This window comes from Sphingomonas sp. DMC8 (assembly GCF_056314185.1).
In genome coordinates this window covers 313,709-338,095 of sequence record NZ_JBQUYV010000006.1, presented here as the reverse complement: position 1 = coordinate 338,095, position 24,387 = coordinate 313,709, and the positions used below count along the sequence as shown (strand labels likewise).

23 protein-coding genes are annotated in these 24,387 nt (G+C 67.8%); 7 read left to right on the top strand and 16 right to left on the bottom strand.

Annotation, left to right across the window (positions count from 1 at the left end; all coding sequences use genetic code 11):
* The first annotated feature begins 53 nt into the window (after positions 1-53).
* Genes rpe through purH form a run of 3 tightly spaced genes read left to right on the top strand, consistent with a single transcriptional unit; the run spans position 54 to position 4,052 of the window.
* On the top strand, positions 54-710 hold the full coding sequence (gene rpe, locus ACT53K_RS14305) for a ribulose-phosphate 3-epimerase (RefSeq protein ID WP_476229359.1): 657 nt from the start codon (positions 54-56) through the stop codon (positions 708-710).
* The gene (locus ACT53K_RS14300) at positions 707-2,440 is read left to right on the top strand and encodes a heparinase II/III family protein (RefSeq protein WP_476229358.1); all 1,734 of its coding nucleotides are present in this window, start codon (positions 707-709) and stop codon (positions 2,438-2,440) included. Before rpe ends, ACT53K_RS14300 begins: the two co-directional genes overlap by 4 nt.
* A 40-nt stretch (positions 2,441-2,480) precedes the next feature.
* Positions 2,481-4,052 (top strand): bifunctional phosphoribosylaminoimidazolecarboxamide formyltransferase/IMP cyclohydrolase, encoded by a 1,572-nt coding sequence (gene purH, locus ACT53K_RS14295; RefSeq protein ID WP_476229357.1) that lies wholly within the window; start codon positions 2,481-2,483, stop codon positions 4,050-4,052.
* 29 nt (positions 4,053-4,081) lie between these two features.
* Here the strand turns inward: purH and ACT53K_RS14290 are convergent, their stop codons facing one another.
* From ACT53K_RS14290 to ACT53K_RS14265, 6 genes are all read right to left on the bottom strand, one after another.
* Positions 4,082-4,618, bottom strand: a complete 537-nt coding sequence (locus tag ACT53K_RS14290; protein ID WP_476229356.1) for a SixA phosphatase family protein — start codon at positions 4,616-4,618, stop codon at positions 4,082-4,084.
* Entirely contained in the window at positions 4,615-7,338 is a 2,724-nt protein-coding gene (locus ACT53K_RS14285) for an ATP-dependent DNA helicase (protein ID WP_476229408.1), read from the bottom strand. Before ACT53K_RS14285 ends, ACT53K_RS14290 begins: the two co-directional genes overlap by 4 nt.
* 60 nt (positions 7,339-7,398) lie before the next feature.
* A complete protein-coding gene (gene feoB / locus ACT53K_RS14280) occupies positions 7,399-9,255 on the bottom strand; it encodes a ferrous iron transporter B (RefSeq protein ID WP_476229355.1) in 1,857 nt (618 codons plus the stop codon).
* Positions 9,252-9,530 carry a FeoA family protein gene (locus tag ACT53K_RS14275; RefSeq protein WP_476229354.1) on the bottom strand — a complete coding sequence of 93 codons (279 nt, stop codon included), beginning with the start codon at positions 9,528-9,530 and terminating at the stop codon, positions 9,252-9,254. Before ACT53K_RS14275 ends, feoB begins: the two co-directional genes overlap by 4 nt.
* 76 nt (positions 9,531-9,606) lie before the next feature.
* A complete protein-coding gene (locus ACT53K_RS14270) occupies positions 9,607-10,263 on the bottom strand; it encodes a COQ9 family protein (RefSeq protein WP_476229353.1) in 657 nt (218 codons plus the stop codon).
* 44 nt (positions 10,264-10,307) lie between these two features.
* The gene (locus tag ACT53K_RS14265) at positions 10,308-11,225 is read right to left on the bottom strand and encodes a DMT family transporter (RefSeq protein ID WP_476229352.1); all 918 of its coding nucleotides are present in this window, start codon (positions 11,223-11,225) and stop codon (positions 10,308-10,310) included.
* 54 nt (positions 11,226-11,279) lie between these two features.
* On the opposite strand from ACT53K_RS14265, the gene ACT53K_RS14260 reads away from it, so the two are divergent.
* Positions 11,280-12,395, top strand: coding sequence for an alkene reductase (locus ACT53K_RS14260; RefSeq protein ID WP_476229351.1), 1,116 nt, complete (start codon positions 11,280-11,282; stop codon positions 12,393-12,395).
* Here the strand turns inward: ACT53K_RS14260 and ACT53K_RS14255 are convergent.
* The 8 genes from ACT53K_RS14255 to gltX form a co-directional block, all read right to left on the bottom strand.
* Complete coding sequence (locus tag ACT53K_RS14255; RefSeq protein ID WP_476229350.1) at positions 12,383-12,868, bottom strand: hypothetical protein; 486 nt, start codon at positions 12,866-12,868, stop codon at positions 12,383-12,385. The genes ACT53K_RS14260 and ACT53K_RS14255 overlap by 13 nt on opposite strands.
* Positions 12,869-12,872: 4 nt before the next feature.
* A complete protein-coding gene (ribH, locus tag ACT53K_RS14250) occupies positions 12,873-13,292 on the bottom strand; it encodes a 6,7-dimethyl-8-ribityllumazine synthase (protein ID WP_476229349.1) in 420 nt (139 codons plus the stop codon).
* Positions 13,292-14,428 carry a 3,4-dihydroxy-2-butanone-4-phosphate synthase gene (gene ribB / locus ACT53K_RS14245; RefSeq protein ID WP_476229348.1) on the bottom strand — a complete coding sequence of 379 codons (1,137 nt, stop codon included), beginning with the start codon at positions 14,426-14,428 and terminating at the stop codon, positions 13,292-13,294. The genes ribH and ribB overlap by 1 nt, the downstream gene beginning before the upstream one ends.
* On the bottom strand, positions 14,415-15,023 hold the full coding sequence (locus ACT53K_RS14240) for a riboflavin synthase (protein WP_476229347.1): 609 nt from the start codon (positions 15,021-15,023) through the stop codon (positions 14,415-14,417). The genes ribB and ACT53K_RS14240 overlap by 14 nt, the downstream gene beginning before the upstream one ends.
* A complete protein-coding gene (ribD, locus tag ACT53K_RS14235) occupies positions 15,005-15,970 on the bottom strand; it encodes a bifunctional diaminohydroxyphosphoribosylaminopyrimidine deaminase/5-amino-6-(5-phosphoribosylamino)uracil reductase RibD (protein ID WP_476229407.1) in 966 nt (321 codons plus the stop codon). The genes ACT53K_RS14240 and ribD overlap by 19 nt, the downstream gene beginning before the upstream one ends.
* A gap of 14 nt (positions 15,971-15,984) precedes the next feature.
* The gene (locus tag ACT53K_RS14230) at positions 15,985-16,332 is read right to left on the bottom strand and encodes a hypothetical protein (RefSeq protein ID WP_476229346.1); all 348 of its coding nucleotides are present in this window, start codon (positions 16,330-16,332) and stop codon (positions 15,985-15,987) included.
* A gap of 71 nt (positions 16,333-16,403) precedes the next feature.
* Positions 16,404-17,072: an energy transducer TonB gene (locus ACT53K_RS14225; protein WP_476229345.1), complete on the bottom strand. Its 669-nt coding sequence runs from the start codon at positions 17,070-17,072 to the stop codon at positions 16,404-16,406.
* Positions 17,073-17,162: 90 nt separating this feature from the next.
* On the bottom strand, positions 17,163-18,494 hold the full coding sequence (gene gltX / locus ACT53K_RS14220; protein ID WP_476229344.1) for a glutamate--tRNA ligase: 1,332 nt from the start codon (positions 18,492-18,494) through the stop codon (positions 17,163-17,165).
* 114 nt (positions 18,495-18,608) lie between these two features.
* Between gltX and ACT53K_RS14215 the strand changes: the two genes are divergently transcribed.
* A complete protein-coding gene (locus tag ACT53K_RS14215; protein WP_476229343.1) occupies positions 18,609-19,544 on the top strand; it encodes a ribose-phosphate pyrophosphokinase in 936 nt (311 codons plus the stop codon).
* Between the two features lie 40 nt (positions 19,545-19,584).
* Here ACT53K_RS14215 and ACT53K_RS14210 read toward each other — a convergent pair whose 3' ends face one another.
* A complete protein-coding gene (locus ACT53K_RS14210; protein ID WP_476229342.1) occupies positions 19,585-20,319 on the bottom strand; it encodes a sulfite exporter TauE/SafE family protein in 735 nt (244 codons plus the stop codon).
* A 79-nt stretch (positions 20,320-20,398) separates the two neighbouring features.
* On the opposite strand from ACT53K_RS14210, the gene ACT53K_RS14205 reads away from it, so the two are divergent.
* A complete protein-coding gene (locus ACT53K_RS14205; RefSeq protein ID WP_476229341.1) occupies positions 20,399-20,722 on the top strand; it encodes an antibiotic biosynthesis monooxygenase family protein in 324 nt (107 codons plus the stop codon).
* Between the two features lie 29 nt (positions 20,723-20,751).
* Positions 20,752-21,993 (top strand): MFS transporter, encoded by a 1,242-nt coding sequence (locus tag ACT53K_RS14200; RefSeq protein WP_476229340.1) that lies wholly within the window; start codon positions 20,752-20,754, stop codon positions 21,991-21,993.
* A 57-nt stretch (positions 21,994-22,050) separates the two neighbouring features.
* On the opposite strand, the gene ACT53K_RS14195 is transcribed toward ACT53K_RS14200, so the two are convergent.
* A complete protein-coding gene (locus tag ACT53K_RS14195; protein ID WP_476229339.1) occupies positions 22,051-24,336 on the bottom strand; it encodes a CDC48 family AAA ATPase in 2,286 nt (761 codons plus the stop codon).
* Between the last annotated feature and the right edge of the window lie 51 nt (positions 24,337-24,387).

Genomic DNA, 24,387 nt, shown 5'->3' with positions numbered 1-24,387 from the left:
GAAACGGAACCGCTCCGGTTGCACCCGAGTCGCGCGGTAAGTAGAGCGAGGCTATGTCCATCCGCATCGCCCCCTCGATCCTCTCGGCCGACTTCGCACGTCTGGGCGAGGAAGTGCGCGCCATCGACGCCGCCGGTGCCGACTGGATCCATGTCGATGTGATGGACGGGCATTTCGTGCCGAACATCACGATCGGCCCGGCGGTCATCAAGGCGCTGCGCCCGCACACGGCCAAGCCGTTCGACGTGCATCTGATGATCGCGCCGGTCGATCCGCTGCTCGCCGCCTTTGCCGATGCGGGGGCGGACACGATTTCGGTGCATCCGGAGGCCGGGCCGCACCTCCACCGCACGCTGCAGACGATCAAGGCGCTGGGCAAGCGCGCCGGCGTGGTGCTCAATCCCGCGACGCCGGTCGCGGTGGTCGATCATGTCATGGACATGGTCGATCTGATCCTGGTGATGAGCGTCAATCCCGGCTTTGGCGGGCAGAAGTTCATCGAGAGCCAGTTGCCGAAGATCACCGAACTGCGCCGCCGCATTACGGCGAGCGGCCGGGCGATCGATCTGGAAGTCGATGGCGGCGTCGACCGCGAAACGGCGCCGCGCGTGATTGCGGCAGGCGCCGATGCGCTGGTCGCGGGCACCGCCACCTTCACCGGCGGGCCGGCCTGCTATGCCGACAATATCGCGGCGCTGAGAGACGGTTGAGCGACCCGGCTCCAGGCTCCGCCGCCGACGGAGTCGAGGAAGGCAAGCGGCTGGTACGGGTGGGCGGCGACCATGGCCTGTCGCTCGCCGACCGCATCGCGGACCGCTTCCAGCGCCTGGCCTGGCGCACGCCGCTCCATGCGATGCGGCTGAAGGGGCGCCACCCGCTGAAGCTGATCGCGGTTGCCGACGATCCCTTTTTCGGCGATCCGCAGCGCGGCGATGCCCTGCTCGACGGCACCATCCGCTTTCGTGGCGAGGCAAAGCCGGTCGCGGCGCTGGATTTTGCCCAGCCCGACTGGTCGCCGGCGCTGGCCGCCTATCTCCACAGCTTCGCCTGGCTGCGCGACCTGTCGAGCGTCGCCACCCGCTCGATCGGCGCGCCGGTCGCGGAAGAGATCACGCGCCGCTGGCTGGCGGCACACGGCGAAAAGGTGGCCGACCCGGCCTGGCTGCCCGACGCGACCGGCCGCCGCATCCTGTTCTGGATCGCGCATGCCCCGCTGATCCTCTCCTCGACCGACCAGATCTATCGCTCGGGGGTGATGCACGCGCTGGCCCGCGGCGCGCGCCATCTCGACCGCACTGCCGACAAGGCACCGGCGGGCGTGCCCCGGCTGGCGGCCTGGGCGGGTCTGCTCGCGGCGGGGCTGGTGCTGCCGGGTGGCGACCCGCGCCGGGCCTTTGCCGAATCGGGCCTAAACCGCGCCATCGCCGCGTCGGTGTTCGAGGATGGCGGCACCGTCGGCCGCTCGCCGGGCGGGCAGCTGGAGGCGATCCAGCTCCTCACCCTGGTCTGCGAACTCTATGGCGCGCGTCGGCTGGAACCGCCGATGTTCGTGCTCGGTGCCCTCAACCGCATGGTCGCGGCGCTGCTCGGCGTCTGCCATGGCGATGGCGGGCTATCGAGCTGGCAGGGCAGCGGGCCGATCGCCGCCGAGATCATCGAGCAGACGATCGAGGCGACCGGCATCCGCACCCGCCCGCTTAAGCAGGCGCGCGAATGGGGCTATCAGCGCCTCTCCGCCGGCAACACCGTCGTCATCATGGATGCCGCCCCGCCGCCGATCGCCCGGCTGATCGACGATGGCTGCGCTTCCACGCTCGCGTTCGAGCTGTCCGACGGGCCGCACCGGCTGGTGGTGAATTGCGGCGGCGGGCGGATGGTCGATGCCGCCGTGCCCCCGGCGCTGGTCCAGGCGCTGCGCTCCACTGCCGCCCATTCGACGCTGGCCGTCAGCGACAGCAACTCCACGGCCATCCATGCCGACGGCACGCTGGGCCGCGGCGTCGGCGAAGTGGAGCTGGCGCGCCAGGAAAGCGACAGCGCCAGCCGGATCGAGGCAAGCCATGACGGCTATGTCCGCCGCTTCGGCTTCCTCCATCGCCGCGCGCTCACCCTGTCGCATGACGGGCGCGATCTGCGCGGCGAGGACATGCTGCTCCCCTCCGGCCGGCGGCGCCAGCGGGGGATGACGCCGTTCACGCTGCGCTTCCACCTCGCCCCGCACACCGAGGTCGCACCCACCGCCGATGGCCAGGCGGCGATCCTGCGCACGCCTTCGGGCACCTTGTGGCAGTTCCGCTGCAAGGGCGGAACGCTCACGATCGAGGACAGCATCTGGGTCGATCCGCGCGGGCGCCCGCAAAATGCCGAGCAGCTGGTGGTGCGCGGCGACTCGCCTGCCGGGGGCGCCAGCATCAACTGGGTGTTCCACCGCGCGAAATAGGGCTTGCCCCGGGGGCGCTGATCCGGGAGAGGGGCGGCCCATGGACCAGATCAAGATCACCCGCGCACTCCTCTCGGTCTCGGACAAGACCGGCATCGTCGAACTCGGCCAGGCACTGGCCGCACAGGGCGTCGAGCTCGTCTCGACCGGCGGCACCGCCACGGCGCTCCGCAACGCCGGCCTCACCGTCCGCGACATTTCCGACCTCACCGGCTTTCCGGAGATGATGGACGGCCGGGTGAAGACGCTGCACCCCAAGGTGCATGGCGGCCTGCTCTCGGTCCGCTCGAACCCCGAGCATCAGGCGTCGATGGCCGAGCACGAAATCGTGCCGATCGACCTTGTCGTGGTGAACCTCTATCCCTTCGCCCAGACCGTCGCCAAGGGCGCCGACCGCGACGAGATCATCGAGAATATCGACATTGGCGGCCCGTCGATGGTCCGCTCCGCCGCGAAGAACCATGAATCGGTGGCGATCGTCACCGATCCGGCCGATTATGCGCTGGTGATGGGCGGCACGACCACGCTGGCGCAGCGCCGCACCTTCGCCGCCAAGGCCTATGCCGCCACCGCCGCGTACGACGCGATGATCTCGAGCTGGTTCGCCTTCGCCGACCAGGGCGAAGCGTTCCCGGAAACGCTCAATCTCTCGCTGAAGCGCGGCCAGGCGCTGCGCTACGGCGAGAACCCGCACCAGCAGGCCGCCTTCTATGCCGCCACCGGCCCGGCGGCGCGCGGCATCGGCCAGGCCCGTCAGGTGCAGGGCAAGGAGCTTAGCTACAATAATTACAACGACGCCGATGCGGCACTCGAGCTGGTCAGCGAATTCCGCGACGGCCCGCCGACCGCGGTGATCGTCAAGCACGCCAATCCCTGCGGCGTGGCGAGCGGCGCGACCCTTGCCGATGCCTATGCGGCGGCGTTCGCCTGCGACACCGTATCGGCGTTCGGCGGCATCATCGCGGTCAATCGCCCGCTCGACCGCGCGACCGCCGAGCAGATCACCGGCATCTTCACCGAAGTAGTGGTTGCCCCCGATGCGGACGAAGAAGCGCTGGCGCTGTTCGCGGCGAAGAAGAATCTGCGCCTGCTGCTGACCGGCGAACTGCCCGATCCGGCGCGCGCAGGCCTGTTCGCCAAGTCGATCGCCGGCGGCTGGCTGGTTCAGGGGCGCGACAACGGCATCGTCACGCGCGACCAGCTAAAGGTCGTGACGAAGCGCCAGCCGACCGAGCAGGAACTGGCGGACTGCCTGTTCGCCTGGACGGTGGCCAAGCACGTCAAGTCGAACGCGATCGTCTATGCCAAGGACGGCAGCACGGCGGGCGTCGGCGCCGGCCAGATGAACCGGCTGGAAAGCGCCCGCATCGCCGCATGGAAGGCCAAGGACGCCGCCGACAAGGCCGGCTGGGCAACCCCGCGCACGATCGGCTCGGCAGTGGCGTCGGACGCCTTCTTCCCCTTCGCCGACGGCCTGCTGGCAGCAGTCGAAGCGGGGGCGACGGCGGTGATCCAGCCGGGCGGCTCGATCCGCGACGACGAAGTGATTGCGGCGGCCGACGAAGCTGGCCTCGCGATGGTCTTCACGGGCATGCGCCACTTCCGCCACTAAGCGGGAGTGGCCCCGCGGGCGGGCCTGGTTCAGCGCTCGTCCGGCCCCAGCGTCAGGTCCAGATCGCGCGGGCGGACGAAGCGGACCAGCGTGCCCGTTTCTTCCGCCACGTCCGCCCAATGCGCGGCAGGCAGCCGGATTTCCGCAAGCGCAGCGGTGGGGTATTTGCGTTCCACCTCGGCGCGCAGCAGCGTGTCTTCGCCGGCAAGCGCGAGCACCAGTTCCTCCAGCCCCGGATTATGGCCGCTGAGCAGCACCCGCTCGGCGCCGTCGGGCAGATCGTGGATCACGTCGAGCAGCGTCGGCACCGAGGCAAGATAGAGCCGCTGGTCCCACACCGGCGCCAGTTCGCTGCCATAGCTTGCCTCGACTTGCGCCAGCGTTTCCTTCACCCGCACCGCGGGCGAGGCAATGACATGGTCGAAGCCCAGCCCTTCGCTGCGCAGATAACGGCCCATCACGCCGGCGGCGCGCTGCCCCTTCGGATTGAGCGGACGATCGAAATCGCGGGCGACGGGGTCGTCCCAGCCGGACTTGGCGTGGCGGAGGACCAGAAGTGTCTTCATGCTTCCCCGGAAGTGGCGCTGGCGGTTGCCGGGGCGTCATGCCCGAAGCCACTGCCCAAGGAAAGCCGAACCCGCTCCACCGCCTGATCGAGCGTTACCCGCGTCACCCGCGTGCCGGCCGGAAAGGCATCGAGCAACCGCGACGGGCTTGCGGCCGAAAGCAATACGAAAGCGCCGCGGTCGTCGGCACGGCGAATCAGCCGGCCGAACGCCTGTGCCAGCCGCGCACGGACGATCCGGTCGTCATAGGCCGAACCGCCCCCGGCCAGCCGCCGGGCGGCGTGGAGCACGGTCGGCTTGGGCCAGGGCACGCCCTCCATCACCACCAGCCGCAGCGAGTCGCCGGGCACGTCCACCCCGTCGCGCAGCGCATCGGTGCCGATCAGCGACGCGCGCGGATCATCGCGGAAGATGTCGACCAGCGTGCCGGTGTCGATCGGGTCGACATGTTGCGCCAGCAGCGGCAGGCCGTCGCGCGCCAGCCGGTCGGCGATACGGGCGTGGACCGCGCGCAGCCGGCGGATCGCCGTGAACAGGCCCAGCGTGCCGCCGCGCGCCGCCGCGATCAGCCGGGCATAGGCATTGGCGAGTGCGGGCAGGTCGCCGCGCTTCACATCGGTGACGATCAGCACCTCGGCCTGATTCGGATAGTCGAACGGGCTCTTTGCCTCGAACCGCTCGGCCGGGCGCTGCAGATGGGTGGCGCCGGACCGCGCCTCGGCCACACCCCAATCGCCCCCGGCGCGCAGCGTTGCCGAGGTAACGAGCACACCATGCGCGGGCTTGAGCACCGTTTCGGCGAGCGGCCTGGCGGGATCGAGCCAGTGACGATGGAGCCCGACATCATATTCGCGCCCCTCGGCCCGGTCGACCGCCAGCCAGTCGACGAACGCCGGGTCGGCCGGCCCGCCGATCCGGGCGATCAGCGCCAGCCATGCGCCGACCGTATCGACACGCCAGCCGAGCGAGGCGATCGCGCCTTCGATCCGTGCCCGCGCCGGCCCGTCCATCCAGTCCGGCGCCTCCGCCAGCACGGCCTCCAGCCGGCGGCCGAGCACGACCATCGGCCGGAGCAGCGCATCCAGCGCGGCGGTGGCGGCGCCGGCAGCTTCGACCAGCGCCGGATCGGGCTCGCTCAGCTCGGTCTCCAGCCCATAGCCGGCCTCGGCCGCGCCCTGGGTATCGCGGGCATAGACCAGCCCGCGCACCGCCGCGAGCAGCGCCTCGATCGGCCCGAACGGTTCGCCTTCGTTCAGCCGCTGGAGCCAGCCGTCGCTGGGCAGTGCGCGCGCGGCATCGACCGCCTCGGCAATCGCCCGGCCGCCGGCATCGTCATAGCTCGCCACGTCCGACAGCCGGGCGGCAAGTCCGCGCCGGCGGCCGCGCGAGCCCGATTCGGGGCCGGTGACCCAGCGGCGCAGCTCGATCGATTCCTGCCCGGTCAGCGCGACCGAAAACATCGCGTCGGCGGCATCGAACAGATGATGGCCCTCGTCGAACACATAGCGGGTCGGCCGTGCCTGCGCCTCGCGGCCACGGGCGGCGTTGACCATCACCAGCGCATGGTTGGCGATGACGATATCGGCATCGGCACTCGCCCGCGCCGCCCGCTCGATGAAGCATTTCCGGTAATGCGGGCAGCCGGCATAGATGCACTCGCCGCGTCGGTCGGTGAGCGCGGTCGAGCCGTTGCGGCGGAACAGGGTGGGCAGCCAGCCGGGCAGATCGCCGCCGACCATGTCGCCATCGGCAGTATAGGCCGCCCAGCGTGCGACGAGCTGCGCGAGGATCGCGGCCCGGCCGCCGAATCCGCCCTGCAGCGCATCCTCCAGATTGAGCAGGCAGACATAATTCTCGCGGCCCTTGCGCGTGACGATCCGGGCGCGGCGCTGGACGGGATCGGGGAACAGCCGCTCGCCTTCATTGCCCAATTGCCGCTGGAGCGCCTTGGTGAAGGTCGACACCCAGACCGGGCCGCCCGATTGCTCGGCCCATAGCGAGGCGGGGGCGAGATAGCCGAGGGTCTTGCCGATGCCGGTACCGGCCTCTGCCAACACGAGATTGGGCGTATCGGGCGCCAGACGGGGCGCAAAGGCCTTGGCGGCCGCAGCGGCATAGTCGCGCTGGCCCTGGCGCCGTTCCGCGCCTGCCCCGGTCAGCCGGGCGAGACGATCGGCTACCGCGTCCGCATCAAGCGTGATGGTGCGCGGCGCAGGGCGCTGCCCGCTTTCCTCCCATTCGGGCAGCTTCGAGAAGAGCCAGCGTTCCGCCCGCTCCGGCTTGGCGATACGCTGGCCGAGCGCGGCGGCCCAGGGCCAGCGCAGTCGGCCGAGCGACTGCAGGCTCGTCCAGGCGCCCTCACGCTCCGGCCAGTCGCCTTCGGCCATGTCGAGCAGGGCCGCAGCAGCGTCGCGCAAGAATGCCGCGACGGCAGCATCGCTGTCGGGTGGCATCAGCCCGGCGGCACGGGCGAGCCCCTTGGGTGTCGGCACCATGAACCGGGCGGGGCGGAGGAAAGCGAACAGCTCGAGCAGGTCGAGCCCGCTCAGTTCGGGATGGCCAAGCCGTTGCCCCACCAGCGGGGCGTTTAGGAGCAGTACCGGCGTGTCGGCGGCGATGCGGATCGCCTCCCCCCGGCCGATTGCGCGGGTGCCCTCGGCCGTGGCGATCCACACGCCGGAATGGCTGGCGTGCAGCGCAGGATAGGGAAGCGGCGGCATCATCGTCCGCCGCTTTGTACACCTTGCGTTCCGGTTGAACAGGGGGCGTGCGGCGAACCGCTACAGCCCCAGCGCCACCGCGCTCCAATAGGTCAGCCCCGCCGCGACATAGGCCAGCGCGAACAGATAGCCGATCATGAAGGCGGGCCATTTCCAGCCATTGGTCTCGCGCCGGGTGACGGCGATGGTGGAAATGCATTGCGGCGCGAACACGAACCACATCAGGAAAGCGAGCGCGCTCGGCAGGCTCCAGTGCGTCGCGATCTGCTGCTGGATCGATGCCTTGCCGGCATCCTCATCGGCATTGTCGATCGCATAGACGGTGCCGATCGCCGCCACCGCCACTTCGCGCGCCGCCATCGCCGGGATCACCGCCAGCGCCATGTCGCGGTTGAAGCCGATCGGCGCGACGATCTTTTCCAGCCCGTTGCCGATGCGGCCGGCGATCGAATAATCCACCTTCGAGATGCCGCTGCCCTCGGGCGGCTTGGGGAAGCTGAGCAACGCCCACAGGATCACCGTGGTGTAGAGGATGATCGTGCCCGCGCGCTTGAGGAAGATCAGCGCGCGCTGCCACAGGCCCAGCAGCACGTCGCGCAGGCTGGGCCACTGATATTTGGGCATCTCCATCATGAAGCCCGACGTCGCGCCCCGGGTGACCGTGCGGCGCAGCACCAGCGCGACCGCGAAGGCGCCGACAATGCCCAGAATGTAGAGGCCGAACAGCACCAGACCCTGCAACCCCATGCCCGGCAGCACCGCCTTGTTGGGAATCAGCGCGCCGATAATGATGGTATAGACCGGCAGCCGCGCCGAGCAGGTCATCAGCGGCGCGATCAGGATGGTGGTCAGCCGGTCCTTCTCGTCGGCGATGGTGCGCGTCGCCATGATGCCCGGCACCGCGCAGGCGAAGCTGGAGAGCAGCGGAATGAAGGCGCGGCCGGACAGCCCGACGCTCGCCATCAACCGGTCCATCAGGAAGGCGGCGCGGACCATATAGCCGGTCGCCTCCAGCACCAGGATGAAGGCGAACAGGATCAGGATCTGCGGCAGGAAGACGACGACCGCGCCCACGCCGGCGATCACCCCGTCGACGATCAGCGAGCGGAACACACCCGGCGGCAAGGCCTCGCCACAGCGCGCGCCCAGCCAGGCCATGCCGTCCTCGATCAGCCCTTTCGGCACCTCCGACCAGGCGAACACCGCCTGGAACATCAGGAACATCGTCGCGAGCAGGATCAGCGGGCCGGCAACGGGATGCAGGAACAGCGCATCGAGCCGGTGGGTCCAGCGGCGCGACGCGGTTTCGGAAACCGTGACGGCGGCGGCGATCTGTCGCGCGCGGCGCTGGAGCAGGACAATGTCGTGCTGCACGCCAGCGGAGGGGCGGATCTTCTGCACGCCCTTCACGACCTGGGCCATCCGCTCTTTCAGCGCGTCCAGCCCGCGCCGGCGCACCGCGACGGTGGCAACGACCGGCACGCCCAGTTCGCGCTCCAGCGCTTCGGGATCGAGCTGCAGCCCGTCGCGCTCGGCCAGGTCGACCATGTTGAGGGCAACGACAATCGGCAGGCCCAGCGCGATCAGCTGCAGGGTAAAGCGGAGATGATTGTCGAGATTGGACGCATCGACGACCGTCAGGATCGCATCGGGCAGCCTTTCGCCTTCCTGCCGACCCAGCAACACGTCGCGCGTCACCTGTTCGTCGGGGCTGGACGGGTCCAGGCTATAGGCGCCGGGCAGGTCGACCAGTTCGATCGGGCGTCCATCGGGCAGCGCCATGCGTCCCGAATGCCGCTCTACCGTGACGCCCGGATAATTGCCGACCTTCTGCCGCGCGCCGGTCAATGCATTGAAAAGCGCGCTCTTGCCGGCATTGGGATTGCCGACCAGCGCCACCAGCGGCGTGACGTTCATGCGCGCTGAGCCAGCGGCGTGACATGGATCACGGCCGCCACGTGGCGGCGCAGCGCTACCGTCATCCGCCCGATCCGACACGCGATCGGCCCACCGAAAATGCCCGAGCGATGGAGCAATTCGACTTCGACGCCTTCATCCAGGCCCAGTTCGCGCAGGCGGCGCGCCTCAGGCTCGGCAAGCCGGTCCCAATCGACGCCGGCGACGGTGCCGGGATGGTGGCGATGCAACTGGGCAAGGCGTACAGGAACGGGAATCGCAGCGCTGGCGTTCATGCTGCGAGTGATTATCAATTACTGGACGAAAAGGCTAGTGCCTGTCGCGTCCGTAATCCTCCCTATTGCAGGCCGCTCAAACCGCCGGATAGCGCAGCCGTCCGATGAAGCGCGAGAGGCTCGGCCGGTTGCTGCTGCGGGCAATGAAACCCGCCTTGGCTTTCTCGAAGCGCATGATTCCATCGATTCGTCGGGCCAGAAAGGCACGGGTTTCCGCCCAATCCTCGCTGTCGTCCTGCACGAACACGGCGATGGTGGCGGCATAGACGCTGCCGAGCGTCATCCGCTTGGTGTAATGATTGTAGTCGGTGGCTGTGTCGCCCGCCGCGCGCCACATCGCATCGGCCGCACGCCAGCCCAGCCGGGTCGCCCGGGCGACATTCTGCGGCATGGCGAGTATCGCCAGCGCCCGACGCAGTGCATCGCGATTGGGAGCAAGCAGCGCCAGCCGCGCCTCGACCAGCGCGGTGATGCGTGCACGGATCTTCATCGCCGCCAATGTCTCCGGCGGAAGCCCTTCCAGCATCGCCGCGTCGATATACGCGAACCACGAATCGATCATCGCCAACGGACCATCGGCAAAGGCCAGTCGCGCGACATCGCGGTCGACGCCGAGCGCGTCGGCAGTCGCGTCGAGCGCCTGTACATTCCAGCCGTCGAAAGCAGCATTGGCGGCCAGCGTAGGCACAAGCGCCACGCGCAGTTCGTCGAGGGTTGCGTCGGCAAGGTCCATGGCCCTGATCTAGGCGCGATGCCGCGACCGGGCAACTGCCCGCCTCAATCCCCCGGCTGTACCTTTGGCCGTGCCGCGCCCTGCCGCACCAGCACCAGCGCCAGTGCGACCAGGCCGGCGCCGAACAGGTCAGCGGTCGCGAGTCGTTCGTCGAAAATCACCCAGCCCAGCGCCGCTGCAACCGCAGGCTGCACGAGCAGCGCGATGCCGATCACCAGCGGCGACAGGTGACCCAGCGCATAGATCATGCACCCCTGGCCGATTAGCTGACTAACGATCGCCAGCGCGAGCAGCGGCCACCACAGATGCGGCACCACCTGTTCGCCCATGCCGAGTGCCAGCAGCAGCAGCGGCGGAATCGTCGCCAGCGAAGACAGCGCGAGTGCCGGCACCGGCGCCAGCGTCGTGCGGACGCGCGCCATCAGGATGAAATAGAGCGCATAGAACAAGCCGGCGAGCAGGCAGAACAGGTCGCCCAGCAGATGCCGCGATGACAATTCGGCCGAGCGCCCGAGCAGCAGCCCGCCGCCAATCGCCGCCAGCAGCAGCGCCGCGCCCTGCGAACGGCTGGGCCAGGCACGGGCAACGACAAAGCCGTAGATCGGGAAGATCAGCGAGGCCGAATTGCCGAACAGCGTGGAATTGGCGAGCGTGGTGCGGACAATGCCGATGTGCCAGCTCGCCAGATCACCGGCGAACACCACGCCCGCAATCGCCAGAAGGCCCCAGCGGCCGCGAGCCGACTCGATGGGGCGCTGCCCCATCATCCAGGCCGCAGCGAACAGTATTGGCGTCGCGATCAGCAATCGCCAGAACGCTGCGGCGACCGGGCCGACATCGGCGATTCGCACGAACAGCGGGCCGAAGGCGAGCGCAGTATTGGCGACCAGCACCGCAACCAGCGCGGTCGCAACATGGCTTCGTGGGGCGGTAGATTTTCTTGGGGAAGCGGTGCGATGCATGCCGCCCTGTAGCGCCCTATCTCGCCCAAGTCACAAACTGCGAAGGGATTTTCCATGCCCAGCCTGTTCGACCCGATTCAGATCGGCGCCATTCACGCCGCCAATCGCGTGTGGATGTCACCGCTGACACGGGGCCGCGCCACCCGCGCGCACGTTCCGACACCGATCATGGCGGAGTATTACCGGCAACGCGCCAGCGCCGGCCTGATCATTACCGAAGCAACCGGCATCAGCCAGCAAGGTCTGGGCTGGGCCTATGCACCCGGCATCTGGAGCGACGAACAGGTCGAGGCGTGGAAGCCGGTGACTGCAGCGGTGCACGAAGCCGGCGGCAGAATCGTCTCGCAGCTCTGGCATATGGGCCGCCTGGTGCATCCTGACTTTCTGGGTGGCGAGCCGCCGGTTTCCTCGTCGGCGACGACCGCACCGGGCGAGGTGCGTACCTATCCGGCAGAGGATTCGGGCGAGATCAAGCGCCCCTACACGCAAGCACGGCCGCTGCGGATCGACGAGATTCCGGGCATCCTCGACGACTATGCCCGCGCCGCCCGCAACGCGATCCGCGCCGGGTTCGATGGCGTGCAGATCCACGCCGCCAACGGCTACCTGATCGACCAGTTTCTGCGCGACAATTCTAACTTCCGCGAAGACGAATATGGCGGGTCGATCGACAACCGCATCCGGCTGCTGCGCGAAGTGTCCCAGCGTGTCGTCGACACGATCGGCGCCGAGCGCACCGGCGTGCGCCTTTCCCCCAATGGCGAGGTGCAGGGCGTCAACGACAGCAATCCCGCACCGCTGTTTGAAGCAGCCGCGGCAGCGCTGGACGATATCGGCGTCGCCTTCCTCGAGATGCGCGAGCCGCGACCGGGCGGCAGCCGCGGCGAACCCGATCATCCCCCGATCCACCCCTTGATGCGCAAGGCATATCGCGGCGTGTTCGCGCTCAACTCGGACTATGAGGCGGCAAGCGCTCAGGCGGCACTTGACACCGGCGAGGCGGATGCGATCGCGTTCGGCCGCACCTTCCTCGCCAATCCCGATCTGCCGCGCCGACTGCGCGAGAGGCTACCGCTCAACCGGCAGCGCGAGGAACTGTTCTATATCGGTGGGGCCGAAGGCTATACCGATTATCCAACCGTCGATGAGGCGGCGCTTCAGTCCGCCTGATCGAAACCGTCGAGCCAGCGCGTACTGACGACACGAAGCTGCGCACGGACGTTCGGTAGGGTCAGTATCACTGCGGCGATGAAGGGAAACCAGGGCCAGAACAGGGCGCTGCAAGCAACAAACATCGCGATGACGATGGCACCGCCAAAGCGCAGCGAGCTAAGACGCGCGCGGGTGCCATAGTTCAGCTTGATGGCGCGGGGTGCCTTCGCATCGAACCAGCTTCGGGTGACGAAGCTGTCGGACGTATCTTGGGTACGGCGAAGCCCTAACTTCCGGGCCCAGTTGCCGCTTCCGCTTGCCGGAGAGGACGGACGGACAGCGGACATCGGCTCCGGCCGCGTCCAGCTCTCCCCACCGACAAGTGGCGTGCTAGGTTTCGCTGGCGTCACCTCGCGCCCGCTCGCGCGATCGATCACGACCAGCCGCCGGCCCCGCTCTTCAACGCGATAGCGGGAGGGCGGCATGTCCATGGGATCAGCCGAACCGGCCCTTCAGCGCCAACATCGCCAGCGCCGCCTTGGCAGCCTCACCGCCCTTGTCCTTCTGCGCCGGGTCGGCGCGGACGATTGCCTGAGCTTCGTTTTCGACGGTGAGGATGCCGTTGCCGATAGCGACGCCGTCCATCGACAGCGCCATCAGCCCACGCGCGCTTTCGCCGGCCACGATCTCGAAATGATAGGTTTCGCCGCGGATCACCACGCCGATCGCCACGAACGCGTCATAGCGGCCACTGTCCGCCGCCAGCGCGACGGCGCCAGGAATCTCCAGCGCCCCCGGAACGGTGATCACTTCCGCCTTATGACCCGCCGCCTCGATCGCCGCCTTGGCGCCGGCGATCAGCATGTCGTTCAGATGCTCGTAGAAGCGCGCTTCGACGATAAGGATGTTGGCCATTATTGCTCCGAATCGATGGGACGTTCGCCGACGATCGACAAGCCATAGCCGTCGAGCCCGATCAGCGTGTGATGGGTATTGGTGAGCAGAATCATGTCCTGCACGCCGAGTTCGGTGAGGATGGTCGCGCCAACACCGTAATCGCGCAGCTCGTCCATGTCCTTTGGTTCGATTGCGCCGCTACGCGCCTGAAGCGCCAGAGTGAAACCATCGGCACGCGGCTTGTTGATCACCACGATCACGCCGGCCCCTTCCTTGCCGATGATCTCCATCGACTTGCGCAACAGGCCGCCGCGCGGACCGTCTTCGCCGAACAGATCGCTGAACGGCGAGAGCTGGTGCATGCGGACCAACGTCGGCTTGTCCGGATCGATCCGGCCCTTGACCAGCGCCAGCTGCTCGCTGCCGGTCGCCTTGTTCCAGAAGGTGAGCGCGCGCCAGTCGCCGCCCCAGGGACTGGTGAAATGCGCCTCCGCGCGCTGCTCGACCAAATGATCGTGGCGGCGGCGATAGGCGATCAGGTCGCGGATCGTGCCGATCTTGAGGTTGTGGAGCTGCGCGAAGCCGACGAGGTCGTCGAGGCGCGCCATCGTCCCATCGTCCTTCATGATCTCGCAGATCACACCGGCTGGGTTGAGCCCGGCGAGACGCGCTACGTCTACCGCCGCCTCGGTATGGCCGGCGCGGACCAGCACGCCACCGTCGCGCGCGACCAGCGGGAAGACATGGCCCGGCGTGACGATGTCCGCCCGGCCCTTGTTGCTGTCGATCGCGACGGAGATGGTGCGGGCGCGATCGGCGGCGGAAATGCCGGTGGTCACGCCTTCCCGCGCCTCGATCGACACCGTGAAGGCAGTTTCGTGGCGGGTGCCGTTGGCGCGGCTCATCAGCTCTAGCCCGAGCTGGTCGACGCGCGCCTTGGTCATGGCGAGGCAGATCAGGCCGCGACCGAATTTGGCCATGAAGTTGATCGCATCGGGCGTCGCCATCTGCGCAGGGATGACCAGATCGCCTTCATTCTCGCGATCTTCGTCATCGACCAGAATGAACATGCGGCCGTTGCGGGCCTCGTCGATCAGCTCCTCGGGCGAGGAGAGAAAACCATGCTTCAGATGCGCGAGTTCAGCCTTTGGCACGCAATGCCTCCATGCGCTGGAGATAGCGCGCGAGCACGTCGATCTCCAGATTGACCGCCTGCCCCGGCACAAGCGCTCCGAACGTGGTGACCGCGGCAGTATGCGGAATGATGTTGAGGTGGAATTCGACGCCGTCGGCCGTGTCGTCCACCGCGTTGACGGTCAATGAGACGCCATCGACGGTGATCGACCCCTTGGGCGCGACATAGGGTGCGATCTCTGGTCCCGCGGCGATCACGACATGGCGCGAGCCGTCGACTGCCTCGACCGACTCGACCCGGCCGACGCCGTCGACATGGCCGGTGACGATATGGCCGCCCAGTTCGTCGCCCAGGCGCAGCGCGCGCTCCAGATTGAGCTTGCGGCCGGCGGTCCATTGCCCCTCGGCGGTACGCGAGACGGTTTCCCCCGACACATCGAAGTCGAGCCAGCCCGGCCCCTTGTCGACCACTGTCAGGCACACGCCCGAACAGGCGACCGAAGCGCCAAGGTCGATCTCCTGCGTGGGATAGGCGGTCGAAACCCGCACGCGCAGGTCGCCCTGCCGCGCGACGGCATCGATCGTGCCGATATCGCTTACGATTCCGGTGAACATGGAATGCGCTCGTAAACCTCCATCCTGTCGCTGCCAAGCATACGCGAGTCGAGTAACTGCCAGCGCCCATGCGCATCGGCGAGCCGGTCGAGGCCGATGTCGCCGATCGCGGGCCTGCCACCACCGATCAGCACAGGCGCACGGTAGAGCAGCAGGCGATCGACCATGTCTGCGGCTAGGAAAGCACTCGCCGTAGCTGCGCCGCCCTCAACCAGCAGATGGTCGACGCCAGAAAGGTGACGAACATCGCCTATGTCCGCGACCTTCTCCCAGCCCGCGGGGGCAGCCAAGGTGGCAGACAGAAGGATGCGGCGGGGCGCACGATCGGCAAGGCCCGGAAGCCGCACGTCGAGGCGGGGGGTGTCCACCACAAAAGTCCCGCGGCCGACCAGAATTGCGTCGTGACGGGCCCGCTCGAGATGGACATGGGCACGCGCCTGGGGACCGGTGATCCACTGGCTCTCGCCCGACGCGAGCGCAATGCCGCCGTCGAGCGAGGTAGCGAGCTTGAGCGTCACGTGCGGGCGGCCCAGCGCCTGCCGGGTTAGGAAGCCCGCCATGCTGCGCCGCGCCTCCCCAGCCAATATGCCGCTCGACACCGCAATCCGCGCCGCCGCCAGCCGCGCGAATCCCGCGCCGTTGGTACGTGGATCGGGATCGCCCAGCGCCGCCACGACGCGCGCGACGCCCGCCGCGACCAAGAGATCGGCACAGGCCGGCCCGCGCGGCGAAACATGCGCGCAGGGTTCCAGCGTCACATAGGCCGTCGCCCCGCACGCCGCGGCCCCCGCTTCGGCCAGCGCCATCGCCTCGGCATGCGGGCGACCGCCCGGCTGGGTCCAGCCACGACCGACGACGCGGCTGCCTTGCACGACTACGCAGCCGACATTGGGATTAGGCGCAGTGCGGCCCCGCCCGCGCCCGGCGAGCGCAAGCGCCGCCGCCATCCAGCGTGCGTCGCTCAAATGCCGTGCTTCTTCAGCCAATCGTCATATTTCTTGAAGTCGGCCTGGCGTGCCTTTTGCTTCGCTTCCAGCACCGCCTCTTCCTGCTTGCGGCGGGCTTCGTCGACGCGCTGCTTGGCGCGGATATCGGCTTCGCTGCGCGTGATAGGCCAGGAATCGACGTAGATGATGTTCTTCTTGTACGGCACCGATACAGCGGAATCGCGAACAAAGGCGTAAATGACGGCGAGCGTCACCGCCGCCGCGGCAGCCATGAACCAGATTTCGTGGCGCCGACGCTGCGCCAGAAAGAGGCGCAAGTCGCGAAGGGCCCGGGTCGGCGAGAGATGCTTGAGGAAGTTCATCGCGCGCCGAAGATAGGGACGCGAGGGCCGCAGGGCCAGCCCCCGCGTCGGTGGCGGGACAAGCCCGCCGGTTACAGCGCGTCCTGCAGCCGGAAACGCACCGTCATCGTCTTCCAGCTTTCTTCCGGGACACCGCCGCGCATCGCGGGCTTGAACCGCCATTTGCCGAGCGCCTGACGCTTGGAAACGGCGAAGAAGGCATCACTGGTGGCGCTGACCTGCTCGACAGCCTTCACCCGTCCATCCACGCCGATCAGCACCCGCAATACGACCACGCCGTCACGCTGGGCACGCAGCTCCTGCGCCGGATAATCCGGCTGGAAGTCCCTGAGATAGTGCATGTCCTGCGAAGCCTCCACCAGCGGCGGCACCGGCTTGGGCGGTTCGGGCGTGACCACCGGGCCAATCTCTTTCGCAATCGTCGTCGGCGGCGGCAGATCGATGATGGTCGTGGTGGTTGCCGTGGTGTTGGTCGTCGTGGTCGGAATCGTCGGTTGCGGCGCGGTCGGCTGCGGCGCCGTCGCCGGCCGGACCTTTTCGACCGGCTTCAGGTCAACCGGCGGCGGCGGTGGAGTGGTGTCGAGCGGGATGTTCTTGACTTCAAAGCGGTCCGGACGCTGCACCACCAGAATATTCGGCGCGGCAAAGATCATCCCCATGATGATGAGGCCATTGATGAGCAGTGCGCCGCCAACGCCGATCGAGCGGGGCGTCTTGGGCTGGTAACGGTCGGCATGCATCGCGTTACACTCCTTCTCCATCACCGGTCTGTGAATGCCGGCTGAATGGGATGGTACAACGTTACATGATGCTCGTAAAGCGGGAACGGATCACCCGCCGCTCAGCCGCTCCAGCGCACGATCCTTGCCGATCAGCGGCAGCAGCGCGGCCATGTCGGGGCCGTGGTCGCGGCCGGTGAGCGCGCGGCGGAGTGGCAGGAAAAGGGCCTTGCCCTTGCGGCCGGTCGCCGCCTTCAACGCCTCGGTCAGCGCGGCCCAGGGATTGGCCGACCAGTCGAGCGTCGCCACCAGCGCCTGCGCCTGGGAGAGGTAATCGCGATCCTCTTCCGCTACCGGTCGCGCCGCGACCGGCCCTTCCACTACCGCCCACCAGTCGGCCGCCTCGGCAACGGTGGCGAGGTTGGGGCGAATCGCTTCCCAGGCCTCAGCGCCCATCCCCGCCGGCAACCGGTTTGCGACCGCAGCGAAATCGAGCTGGTGGACGATACGGGCGTTGAGCTGCGCCAGTTCCGCTTCATCGAACCGGGCAGGCGCGCGGCCGAACCGGCCGAAATCGAATGCGGCGACGAGCGGCGCCGGATCGGCAAAGGGCTCGACGGGATCGCTGGTGCCGATACGGGCGAGCAGCGCGATCAGCGCCTGCGGCTCGATCCCCGCCTCACGAAAATGGGCGACGCCGAGCGAGCCGAGCCGCTTCGACAACTTGCCCTCGGCCCCGGTGAGCAGCGCCTCATGCGCAAAGACGGGCACTGCGCCTGACAGCGCCGTGAACATCTGAATCTGCGTCGCGGTGTTCGAGACATGGTCCTCGCCGCGCACGACATGGGTGATGCCCATGTCGATATCGTCGATTACCGAGGGGAGCAGATAGAGCCATGAGCCGTCGGCGCGCCGCACCACCGGATCGCTCATCAATGCGGGGTCGAAACGCTGCGGCCCGCGGACCAGATCGTCCCATTCGATCGGCGCGCCATGATCGAGCCGGAACCGCCAGTGCGGCCGCACGCCGTCTGCTTCCAGCCGGGCACGGTCGGCATCAGTGAGCGCCAGCGCGGCGCGGTCATAGACCGGCGGCAGCCCGCGCCCGAGCAGCACCTTTCGCTTCAGATCGAGTTCCTGCGCGCTTTCATAGGCGGGGTAGATGCGCCCGTCGGCCACCAGCTCGGCAAAACGCGCCTCGTAGCGGTCGAATCGTGCCGACTGACGCGCCTCGGCATCGGGCTGCATCCCCATCCAGGCGAGATCGGCACGGATGGCCTCGACAAATCGTTCTTCCGAACGCGCGCCATCGGTATCGTCGATACGCAGCAGGAAGCGCCCGCCGTGGCGCCGCGCGAACAGCCAATTGTGGAGCGCTGTCCGCAGGTTGCCGACATGCAGCGTGCCGGTGGGGCTGGGGGCGAAACGGGTGGTGACGGTCATGGCTGCGACCTAGGCCGGGACGCGAACAGCGGCAATGCCCTCTTTGCGTCACGGAAACGTCGCACTAAGGGAACGCAGGGAACATCGCAGCGGGGCACAGGAGGCCGCGAACCAATGAAACTCATGGCCGGTAACTCTAATCTGCCGCTGGCAAAGGCGATCGCCGAATATCTGGAGATTCCGCTCACCCAGGCGAATGTCCGTCGCTTCGCCGACGAAGAGATCTTCGTCGAGATTCTGGAGAATGTGCGCGGCGAGGACGTGTTCGTGCTCCAGTCGACCAGCTATCCGGCGAACGACAATCTGATGGAGCTGCTGATCATGATCGACGCGCTGCGCCGCGCGTCGGCCAAGCGGATCACCGCAGTCCTCCCCTATTTCGGCTATGCCCGCCAGGACCGGAAACCTGGGCCCCGCACGCCGATCTCGGCCAAGCTGGTCGCCAACCTGATCACCACCGCAGGTGCCAACCGGGTGCTCTCGGTCGACCTGCACGCCGGGCAGATCCAGGGTTTCTTCGACATCCCCACCGACAATCTGTTCGCGGCGCCGGTGATGTCGGCCGACATCCAGACGCGGTTTATCGACAAGCAGTGGATGGTCGTGTCGCCCGACGTGGGCGGCGTGGTGCGCGCGCGCCAGCTCGCCAAGCGGCTGGACAATGCGCCGCTGGCGATCGTCGACAAGCGCCGCGAGCGGCCGGGTGAATCCGAAGTGATGAACATCATCGGCAATGTCGAAGGGCGCTTTTGCATCCTGATCGACGACATCGTCGATTCGGCCGGCACGCTGTGCAACGCCGCCGCCGCGCTGAAGGCGGCGGGTGCCGAGGAGGTCGTCGCCTATTGTACGCACGGCGTGCTCTCCGGCGCGGCGATGTCGCGCGTCGCCAAGTCCGAACTGCTGGAACTGGTGATCACCGATTCGATCGGCAATCACGAAGTGGTCGCGGCCGGCGAGAAGGTGCGCCACCTGACCATCGCTCCGCTGATCGCCGAAGCCATCCGCCGCATTGCGGACGAAAGCTCGGTCTCGAGCCTGTTCGACTGACGCGTTTAAGCCCTCCCCTGAAGGGGAGGGCTTAAACGGCCTAGCCTTTCACCCACGCCTCCCAAAGCAGCGCCGCGCCTACGAGCATCATCAGCACATAGATCGCGGTGTAAAACCGCTCCGGCGATACCCGCCGCACCAGCCATACGCCGGCCAGCGTCGACACAAGTGCCAACGGGAAAAGCGCGACTGAAGTCAGCAGATTGGCCGGGGTGAACTGGCCGAGCGCCCAATAGGCCGGCACCTTGATCCAGTTAGTCGCGGCGAAGAAGATCGCCGTCGTCCCCACCAGCCGATCGCGCGGCAGGCCCCGCGGCAGCACCCAGAGCTGGAAGGGCGGCTGGCCGGCATGAGCGATCTGGCTGGTGAAGCCCGAGGCAACGCCGAACAGGCTGCCGACCCATTCCGGCAGTTTGTGCCGGGCCGCCCACAAACGATAGGCGCCGAACAGGATGGAGATCGCCCCCACCGCCGCCAGCACCAGCACCGAGGGTACGCTCGCGGCGAAACCATAGCCGAGCGCAATGCCCGCGACCGACCCCGGCAGCATCCAGCCGAGCAGCCGCCAGTCGACCGTGCGACGGAACGCCCAGACGCTCACTACGTCTTGCAGGATCAGGATCGGCAAGGTGATCGCCGCCGCGCGTACCGGATCGATCGCCAGTGCGAGCAACGGCAGTGACAATGCGCCCATACCGGCAAAACCGCCCTTGGACAGACCGAGCAGCAGCACGGCGGGCACGGCGAGCGCATAGAAATGCCAGTCAGTGATCATCTGCCCTGCTTCGCAGCCATGACGCCAGTTGGGAAGCACCCGCGATTTGCAAAGGCGCACAGATTTCCTAGGAAAAGCCATGGAAGAGGCACGCAAGGGGCAAATCGCGGTGCTGTTCGTGTCGAAGCGCACGGATAGTGACGATGCGGGCTATGCCGAGGCCGCAGCGGCGATGGACACGCTGGCGGCGGCGCAGCCGGGCTATTGCGGCATCGAATCGCAACGCGGGCCGGGCGGCGTCGGCATCACCATCAGCTATTGGGCCGACGAAGCGAGTGCGGCAGCGTGGCGCGACCATCCCGACCATGCCGCCATTCGCGAGCTGGGCCGCGCGCGCTGGTATGACTGGTATGAAGTGATCGTCGCCCGGGTCGAACGCGCCTATCGCTGGAGCCGATCCTGAGCCGGGGCGTCGACCGCCAATTCGCGCTGATGTTCAGCGTGATGCTGGTAATTGCCGCGGGGAACACCGCGCTGCAATCGGTGCTGCCTGCGCTCGGCCGCTCGCTCAACGCCCCCGACAGTGCCGTCGCCGCCGTATTCTCGGTATCGGCCTTGCTCTGGATGATCGGAGCACCTTTCTGGGCCAGGTGCGCAGACCGCTATGGCCGGCGAGCAATGGTGCTGCTGGGTGTAAGCGGCTTTACTGTGTCGCTGGGCCTGTGCGGCGTTTGTCTGGCGCTGGGAATAAATGGCGTGCTGGGACCGGTCACGACCTTTGGCGCCTTCGTGGTCGGGCGGATGCTCTATGGCGGGTTCGGCTCGGCCGCGCCGCCCGCAGTGCAAGCGATCGTCGCCAGCCGAACGAGCCGTGATGAACGCACCCGCGCACTGACGCTGCTCGCCTCCGCATTTGGGCTGGGGACGATCCTGGGGCCAGCGGTGGCGCCCTATCTGGTGTTCGGTCCTCTCTGGCCCGGCGGGCCGCTGATCGGGTTATCCGGCCCCGCCTTTGCCGCGAGCGCGGTTGGCTTCGTGCTCCTGATCGCGGTGATACGCCTGTTACCGAAGGAGGAGGGCAGCGGGCACGGTGCCGCTGCGAGCTATCCGTCGATCGGCGGGCAGGCGACCGGCGCCAGCGTTACCGCCGCGACCGGCGAGCATGTCGAGCAAGTCCGCACCTTCGATCCGCGCGTGCGCCCCTGGATGATAGCCGGGCTGGTGACAGGCCATGCCCAGACGATGGCCGGTCAGGCGATCGGCTTCCTGATCATCGACCGCCTGAATCTCGATCCGGCAGCGGCGCTGGCGCCGACCGGACTGGTGCTGATGATGGGGGCAGGTGCATCGCTGCTGGTGCAATGGGGGCTGATTCCGTTGCTCGACCTGCGGCCGCGTGCGCTGATTCTCGCCGGCACCGCACTGGCGGCGACAGGATGCGTGGCTACCGGGAGCGCGACGACGCTATACGGCATTGCGCTGGGCTATGCGACGATTTCGCTGGGCATGGGCTTTGCGCGGCCGGGCTTCACGGCCGGCGCCTCGCTGGCAGTGGGGCCACATGCACAAGGATCGGTCGCAGGCCGCGTCACGTCGATCAACGGCGCCTCGTTCGTGCTCGGACCGTCGATCGGGGTGGGGATGTACGAGCTGTGGCGGCCCTTGCCCTATCTGACCGCCGGGGCGGCGCTGGCGGTATTGCTGGCCTATGCCTGGCGGGCGACGCAGCGATAGGATCGGCATCCGCCGCACCCTTCCCCGGAGGAAAGGGTGCGGAGGACGAACGAAACCCTACCCCTTGGGCCCGCGCCCCTCCAACATGCCCGGGGTGACGAAGCCGATCGGCTGGATCGACGAGGCCTGCTGCTTCAGCCGGCCCTGCATCGCCTCGTAATCGCTCTCCATCTCCGGGGTGACGGTGGCGCGCGAGTCCTTCAGCGCTTCCTCGAAATGGGCCATCGTCACTTCGCGGCTCGCCAGCGACTGGCGCAGCGCGACCAAGCCGGCGCGGCGGACGACATCCTCCAGATCGGCACCGGTATAACGCGGCGTCTGCTCGGCGATCGAGGCCAGGTCGACATCGGCGGCCAGCGGCATCTTCTCGGTCTGGATGCGCAGGATACGCTCGCGCCCGGCGGCATCGGGCACGCCGACATAGACAAGCTCGTCGAACCGGCCCGGGCGCAGCAATGCCGGGTCGATCAGGTTCGGCCGGTTGGTCGCGCCGATCACCACCACCGACTGCAGCTCCTCCAGCCCGTCCATTTCAGCGAGGATGGTGTTGACCACCCGCTCGGTCGCCTGCGGCTCGCCCAGCCCGCCGCCGCGTGCCGGCACCAGCGAATCGAGCTCGTCGATGAAGATCACGCACGGCGCCACCTGCCGCGCGCGGGCGAACAGCCGGGCGATCTGCTGCTCACTCTCGCCATACCATTTGGAGAGCAGGTCGCTCGACTTGGTGGCGATGAAGTTCGCCTCCGCCTCGCGCGCCACGGCCTTGGCGAGCAGCGTCTTGCCGGTGCCCGGGGGACCATAGAGCAGGAAACCCTTGGCCGGGCGGATGCCGAGGCGCCGGAATGCGTCCGGGTCCTTGAGCGGCAGCTCCACGCCTTCCTTCAGCCGCATCTGCGCATCGTCGAGCCCGCCGACATCCTCCCAGCGGACGGTCGGCGCCTGCACCATCACTTCGCGCATCGCGGAGGGCTGGACGCGCTTCAGCGCCTCCAGAAAATCCTCGCGGGTGACCGAAAGCGTGTCGAGCACCTCGGGCGGGATCGAGCCGTCTTCCAGGTTGAGGCGCGGCATGATCCGCCGCACCGCCTCGATTGCGGCCTCACGGGTGAGCGCGGCCAGATCGGCACCGACAAAGCCATAGGTGGTGCGGGCCAGCTCGCCGAGGTCAACATCCTCGGCCAACGGCATGCCGCGGGTGTGGATACCCATGATCTCGCGGCGGCCGCGATCGTCCGGCACGCCGACGACGATTTCGCGGTCGAACCGACCCGGCCGACGCAGCGCCTCGTCGATCGCCTCGGGCCGGTTGGTCGCTGCGATCACGACGATGTTGGCGCGCGCCTCGAGCCCGTCCATCAGCGTGAGGAGCTGGGCGACGAGGCGCTTTTCGGCCTCGCCGCTGACCTGACCGCGCTTGGGCGCGATCGAGTCGATCTCGTCGATGAACACAATCGACGGCGCGTTCTTCGCCGCTTCCTCGAATACCTGGCGCAGCCGCTGCTCGGATTCGCCATAGGCCGAGCCCATGATCTCCGGCCCGTTGATCAGATGGAAGCTGGCGTCGCTTTCGTTGGCGACCGCGCGCGCGAGGCGCGTCTTGCCGGTGCCGGGCGGGCCGTGCAGAATCACGCCCTTGGGCGGATCGACGCCCAGCCGCTGGAACAGCTCGGGATAACGCAAGGGCAGCTCGACCATTTCGCGCAACTGGTCGATCGTGCCCGCCATGCCGCCGATATCGTCATAGGTCACGTCGGCGCGGCGGCTTTCCTTCGCCTCCTCATATTCGGGACGCAGCTCGACTTCGGTATTCTCGTCGATATGCACGACGCCCCGCGGCGTGGTGGAGACGACGTTCAGCCGGATTTCCTGCAACGCATAGGCGGGCGCCCGGACGAACTGCTGGACATTGGGCGGCACATCGGCACGCTGGTGGCCGACGGTGGCGATAGTGTCGCCGGCAGTGAGCGGACGCGCGAGGAAGGTACGCTTCAGCGCCTCACCCGAGCCGCGCAGCCGCAGATTTTCCTGTGCGGGTGCGAACACCACGCGCGTAGCGGGCTTCGATTCCGCTCGCCGCACCTCGACGAAATCGCCGGAGCCGACACCAGCATTGGCCCGCTGCAGCCCGTCAATCCGCAGCAACTCGAGCCCCTCGTCCTCGGCATAGGGCAGCACCGCCCGCGCCGGCGTGCTGCGCTTGCCGACAATCTCGATCACATCGCCTTCGGTAATGCCCAACACCGCCATCAATGCGCGGGGAATATGGGCGAGTCCGCGACCGCTATCCTCCGGTCGCGCATTGGCGACCTGCAGTTTGCGGGTGCGGGATTCGTCATCGGCCATTCTGGATTCCTTCGTGGCGGTAGGCCCGAAAGCTAGGAACGGCGCAGGCAA

What these genes read in the sequence shown, in the direction of transcription:
- rpe (WP_476229359.1), top strand. Translation starts at nt 54, where the DNA reads ATGTCCATCCGCATCGCCCCCTCGATCCTCTCGGCCGACTTCGCACGT.
- purH (WP_476229357.1), top strand. Translation starts at nt 2,481, where the DNA reads ATGGACCAGATCAAGATCACCCGCGCACTCCTCTCGGTCTCGGACAAG.
- ACT53K_RS14290 (WP_476229356.1), bottom strand. Translation starts at nt 4,618, where the DNA reads ATGAAGACACTTCTGGTCCTCCGCCACGCCAAGTCCGGCTGGGACGAC.
- ACT53K_RS14285 (WP_476229408.1), bottom strand. Translation starts at nt 7,338, where the DNA reads ATGCCGCCGCTTCCCTATCCTGCGCTGCACGCCAGCCATTCCGGCGTG.
- feoB (WP_476229355.1), bottom strand. Translation starts at nt 9,255, where the DNA reads ATGAACGTCACGCCGCTGGTGGCGCTGGTCGGCAATCCCAATGCCGGC.
- ACT53K_RS14275 (WP_476229354.1), bottom strand. Translation starts at nt 9,530, where the DNA reads ATGAACGCCAGCGCTGCGATTCCCGTTCCTGTACGCCTTGCCCAGTTG.
- ACT53K_RS14270 (WP_476229353.1), bottom strand. Translation starts at nt 10,263, where the DNA reads ATGGACCTTGCCGACGCAACCCTCGACGAACTGCGCGTGGCGCTTGTG.
- ACT53K_RS14265 (WP_476229352.1), bottom strand. Translation starts at nt 11,225, where the DNA reads ATGCATCGCACCGCTTCCCCAAGAAAATCTACCGCCCCACGAAGCCAT.
- ACT53K_RS14260 (WP_476229351.1), top strand. Translation starts at nt 11,280, where the DNA reads ATGCCCAGCCTGTTCGACCCGATTCAGATCGGCGCCATTCACGCCGCC.
- ACT53K_RS14255 (WP_476229350.1), bottom strand. Translation starts at nt 12,868, where the DNA reads ATGGACATGCCGCCCTCCCGCTATCGCGTTGAAGAGCGGGGCCGGCGG.
- ribH (WP_476229349.1), bottom strand. Translation starts at nt 13,292, where the DNA reads ATGGCCAACATCCTTATCGTCGAAGCGCGCTTCTACGAGCATCTGAAC.
- ACT53K_RS14240 (WP_476229347.1), bottom strand. Translation starts at nt 15,023, where the DNA reads ATGTTCACCGGAATCGTAAGCGATATCGGCACGATCGATGCCGTCGCG.
- ribD (WP_476229407.1), bottom strand. Translation starts at nt 15,970, where the DNA reads ATGGCGGCGGCGCTTGCGCTCGCCGGGCGCGGGCGGGGCCGCACTGCG.
- ACT53K_RS14230 (WP_476229346.1), bottom strand. Translation starts at nt 16,332, where the DNA reads ATGAACTTCCTCAAGCATCTCTCGCCGACCCGGGCCCTTCGCGACTTG.
- ACT53K_RS14225 (WP_476229345.1), bottom strand. Translation starts at nt 17,072, where the DNA reads ATGCATGCCGACCGTTACCAGCCCAAGACGCCCCGCTCGATCGGCGTT.
- gltX (WP_476229344.1), bottom strand. Translation starts at nt 18,494, where the DNA reads ATGACCGTCACCACCCGTTTCGCCCCCAGCCCCACCGGCACGCTGCAT.
- ACT53K_RS14215 (WP_476229343.1), top strand. Translation starts at nt 18,609, where the DNA reads ATGAAACTCATGGCCGGTAACTCTAATCTGCCGCTGGCAAAGGCGATC.
- ACT53K_RS14210 (WP_476229342.1), bottom strand. Translation starts at nt 20,319, where the DNA reads ATGATCACTGACTGGCATTTCTATGCGCTCGCCGTGCCCGCCGTGCTG.
- ACT53K_RS14205 (WP_476229341.1), top strand. Translation starts at nt 20,399, where the DNA reads ATGGAAGAGGCACGCAAGGGGCAAATCGCGGTGCTGTTCGTGTCGAAG.
- ACT53K_RS14200 (WP_476229340.1), top strand. Translation starts at nt 20,752, where the DNA reads ATGTTCAGCGTGATGCTGGTAATTGCCGCGGGGAACACCGCGCTGCAA.
- ACT53K_RS14195 (WP_476229339.1), bottom strand. Translation starts at nt 24,336, where the DNA reads ATGGCCGATGACGAATCCCGCACCCGCAAACTGCAGGTCGCCAATGCG.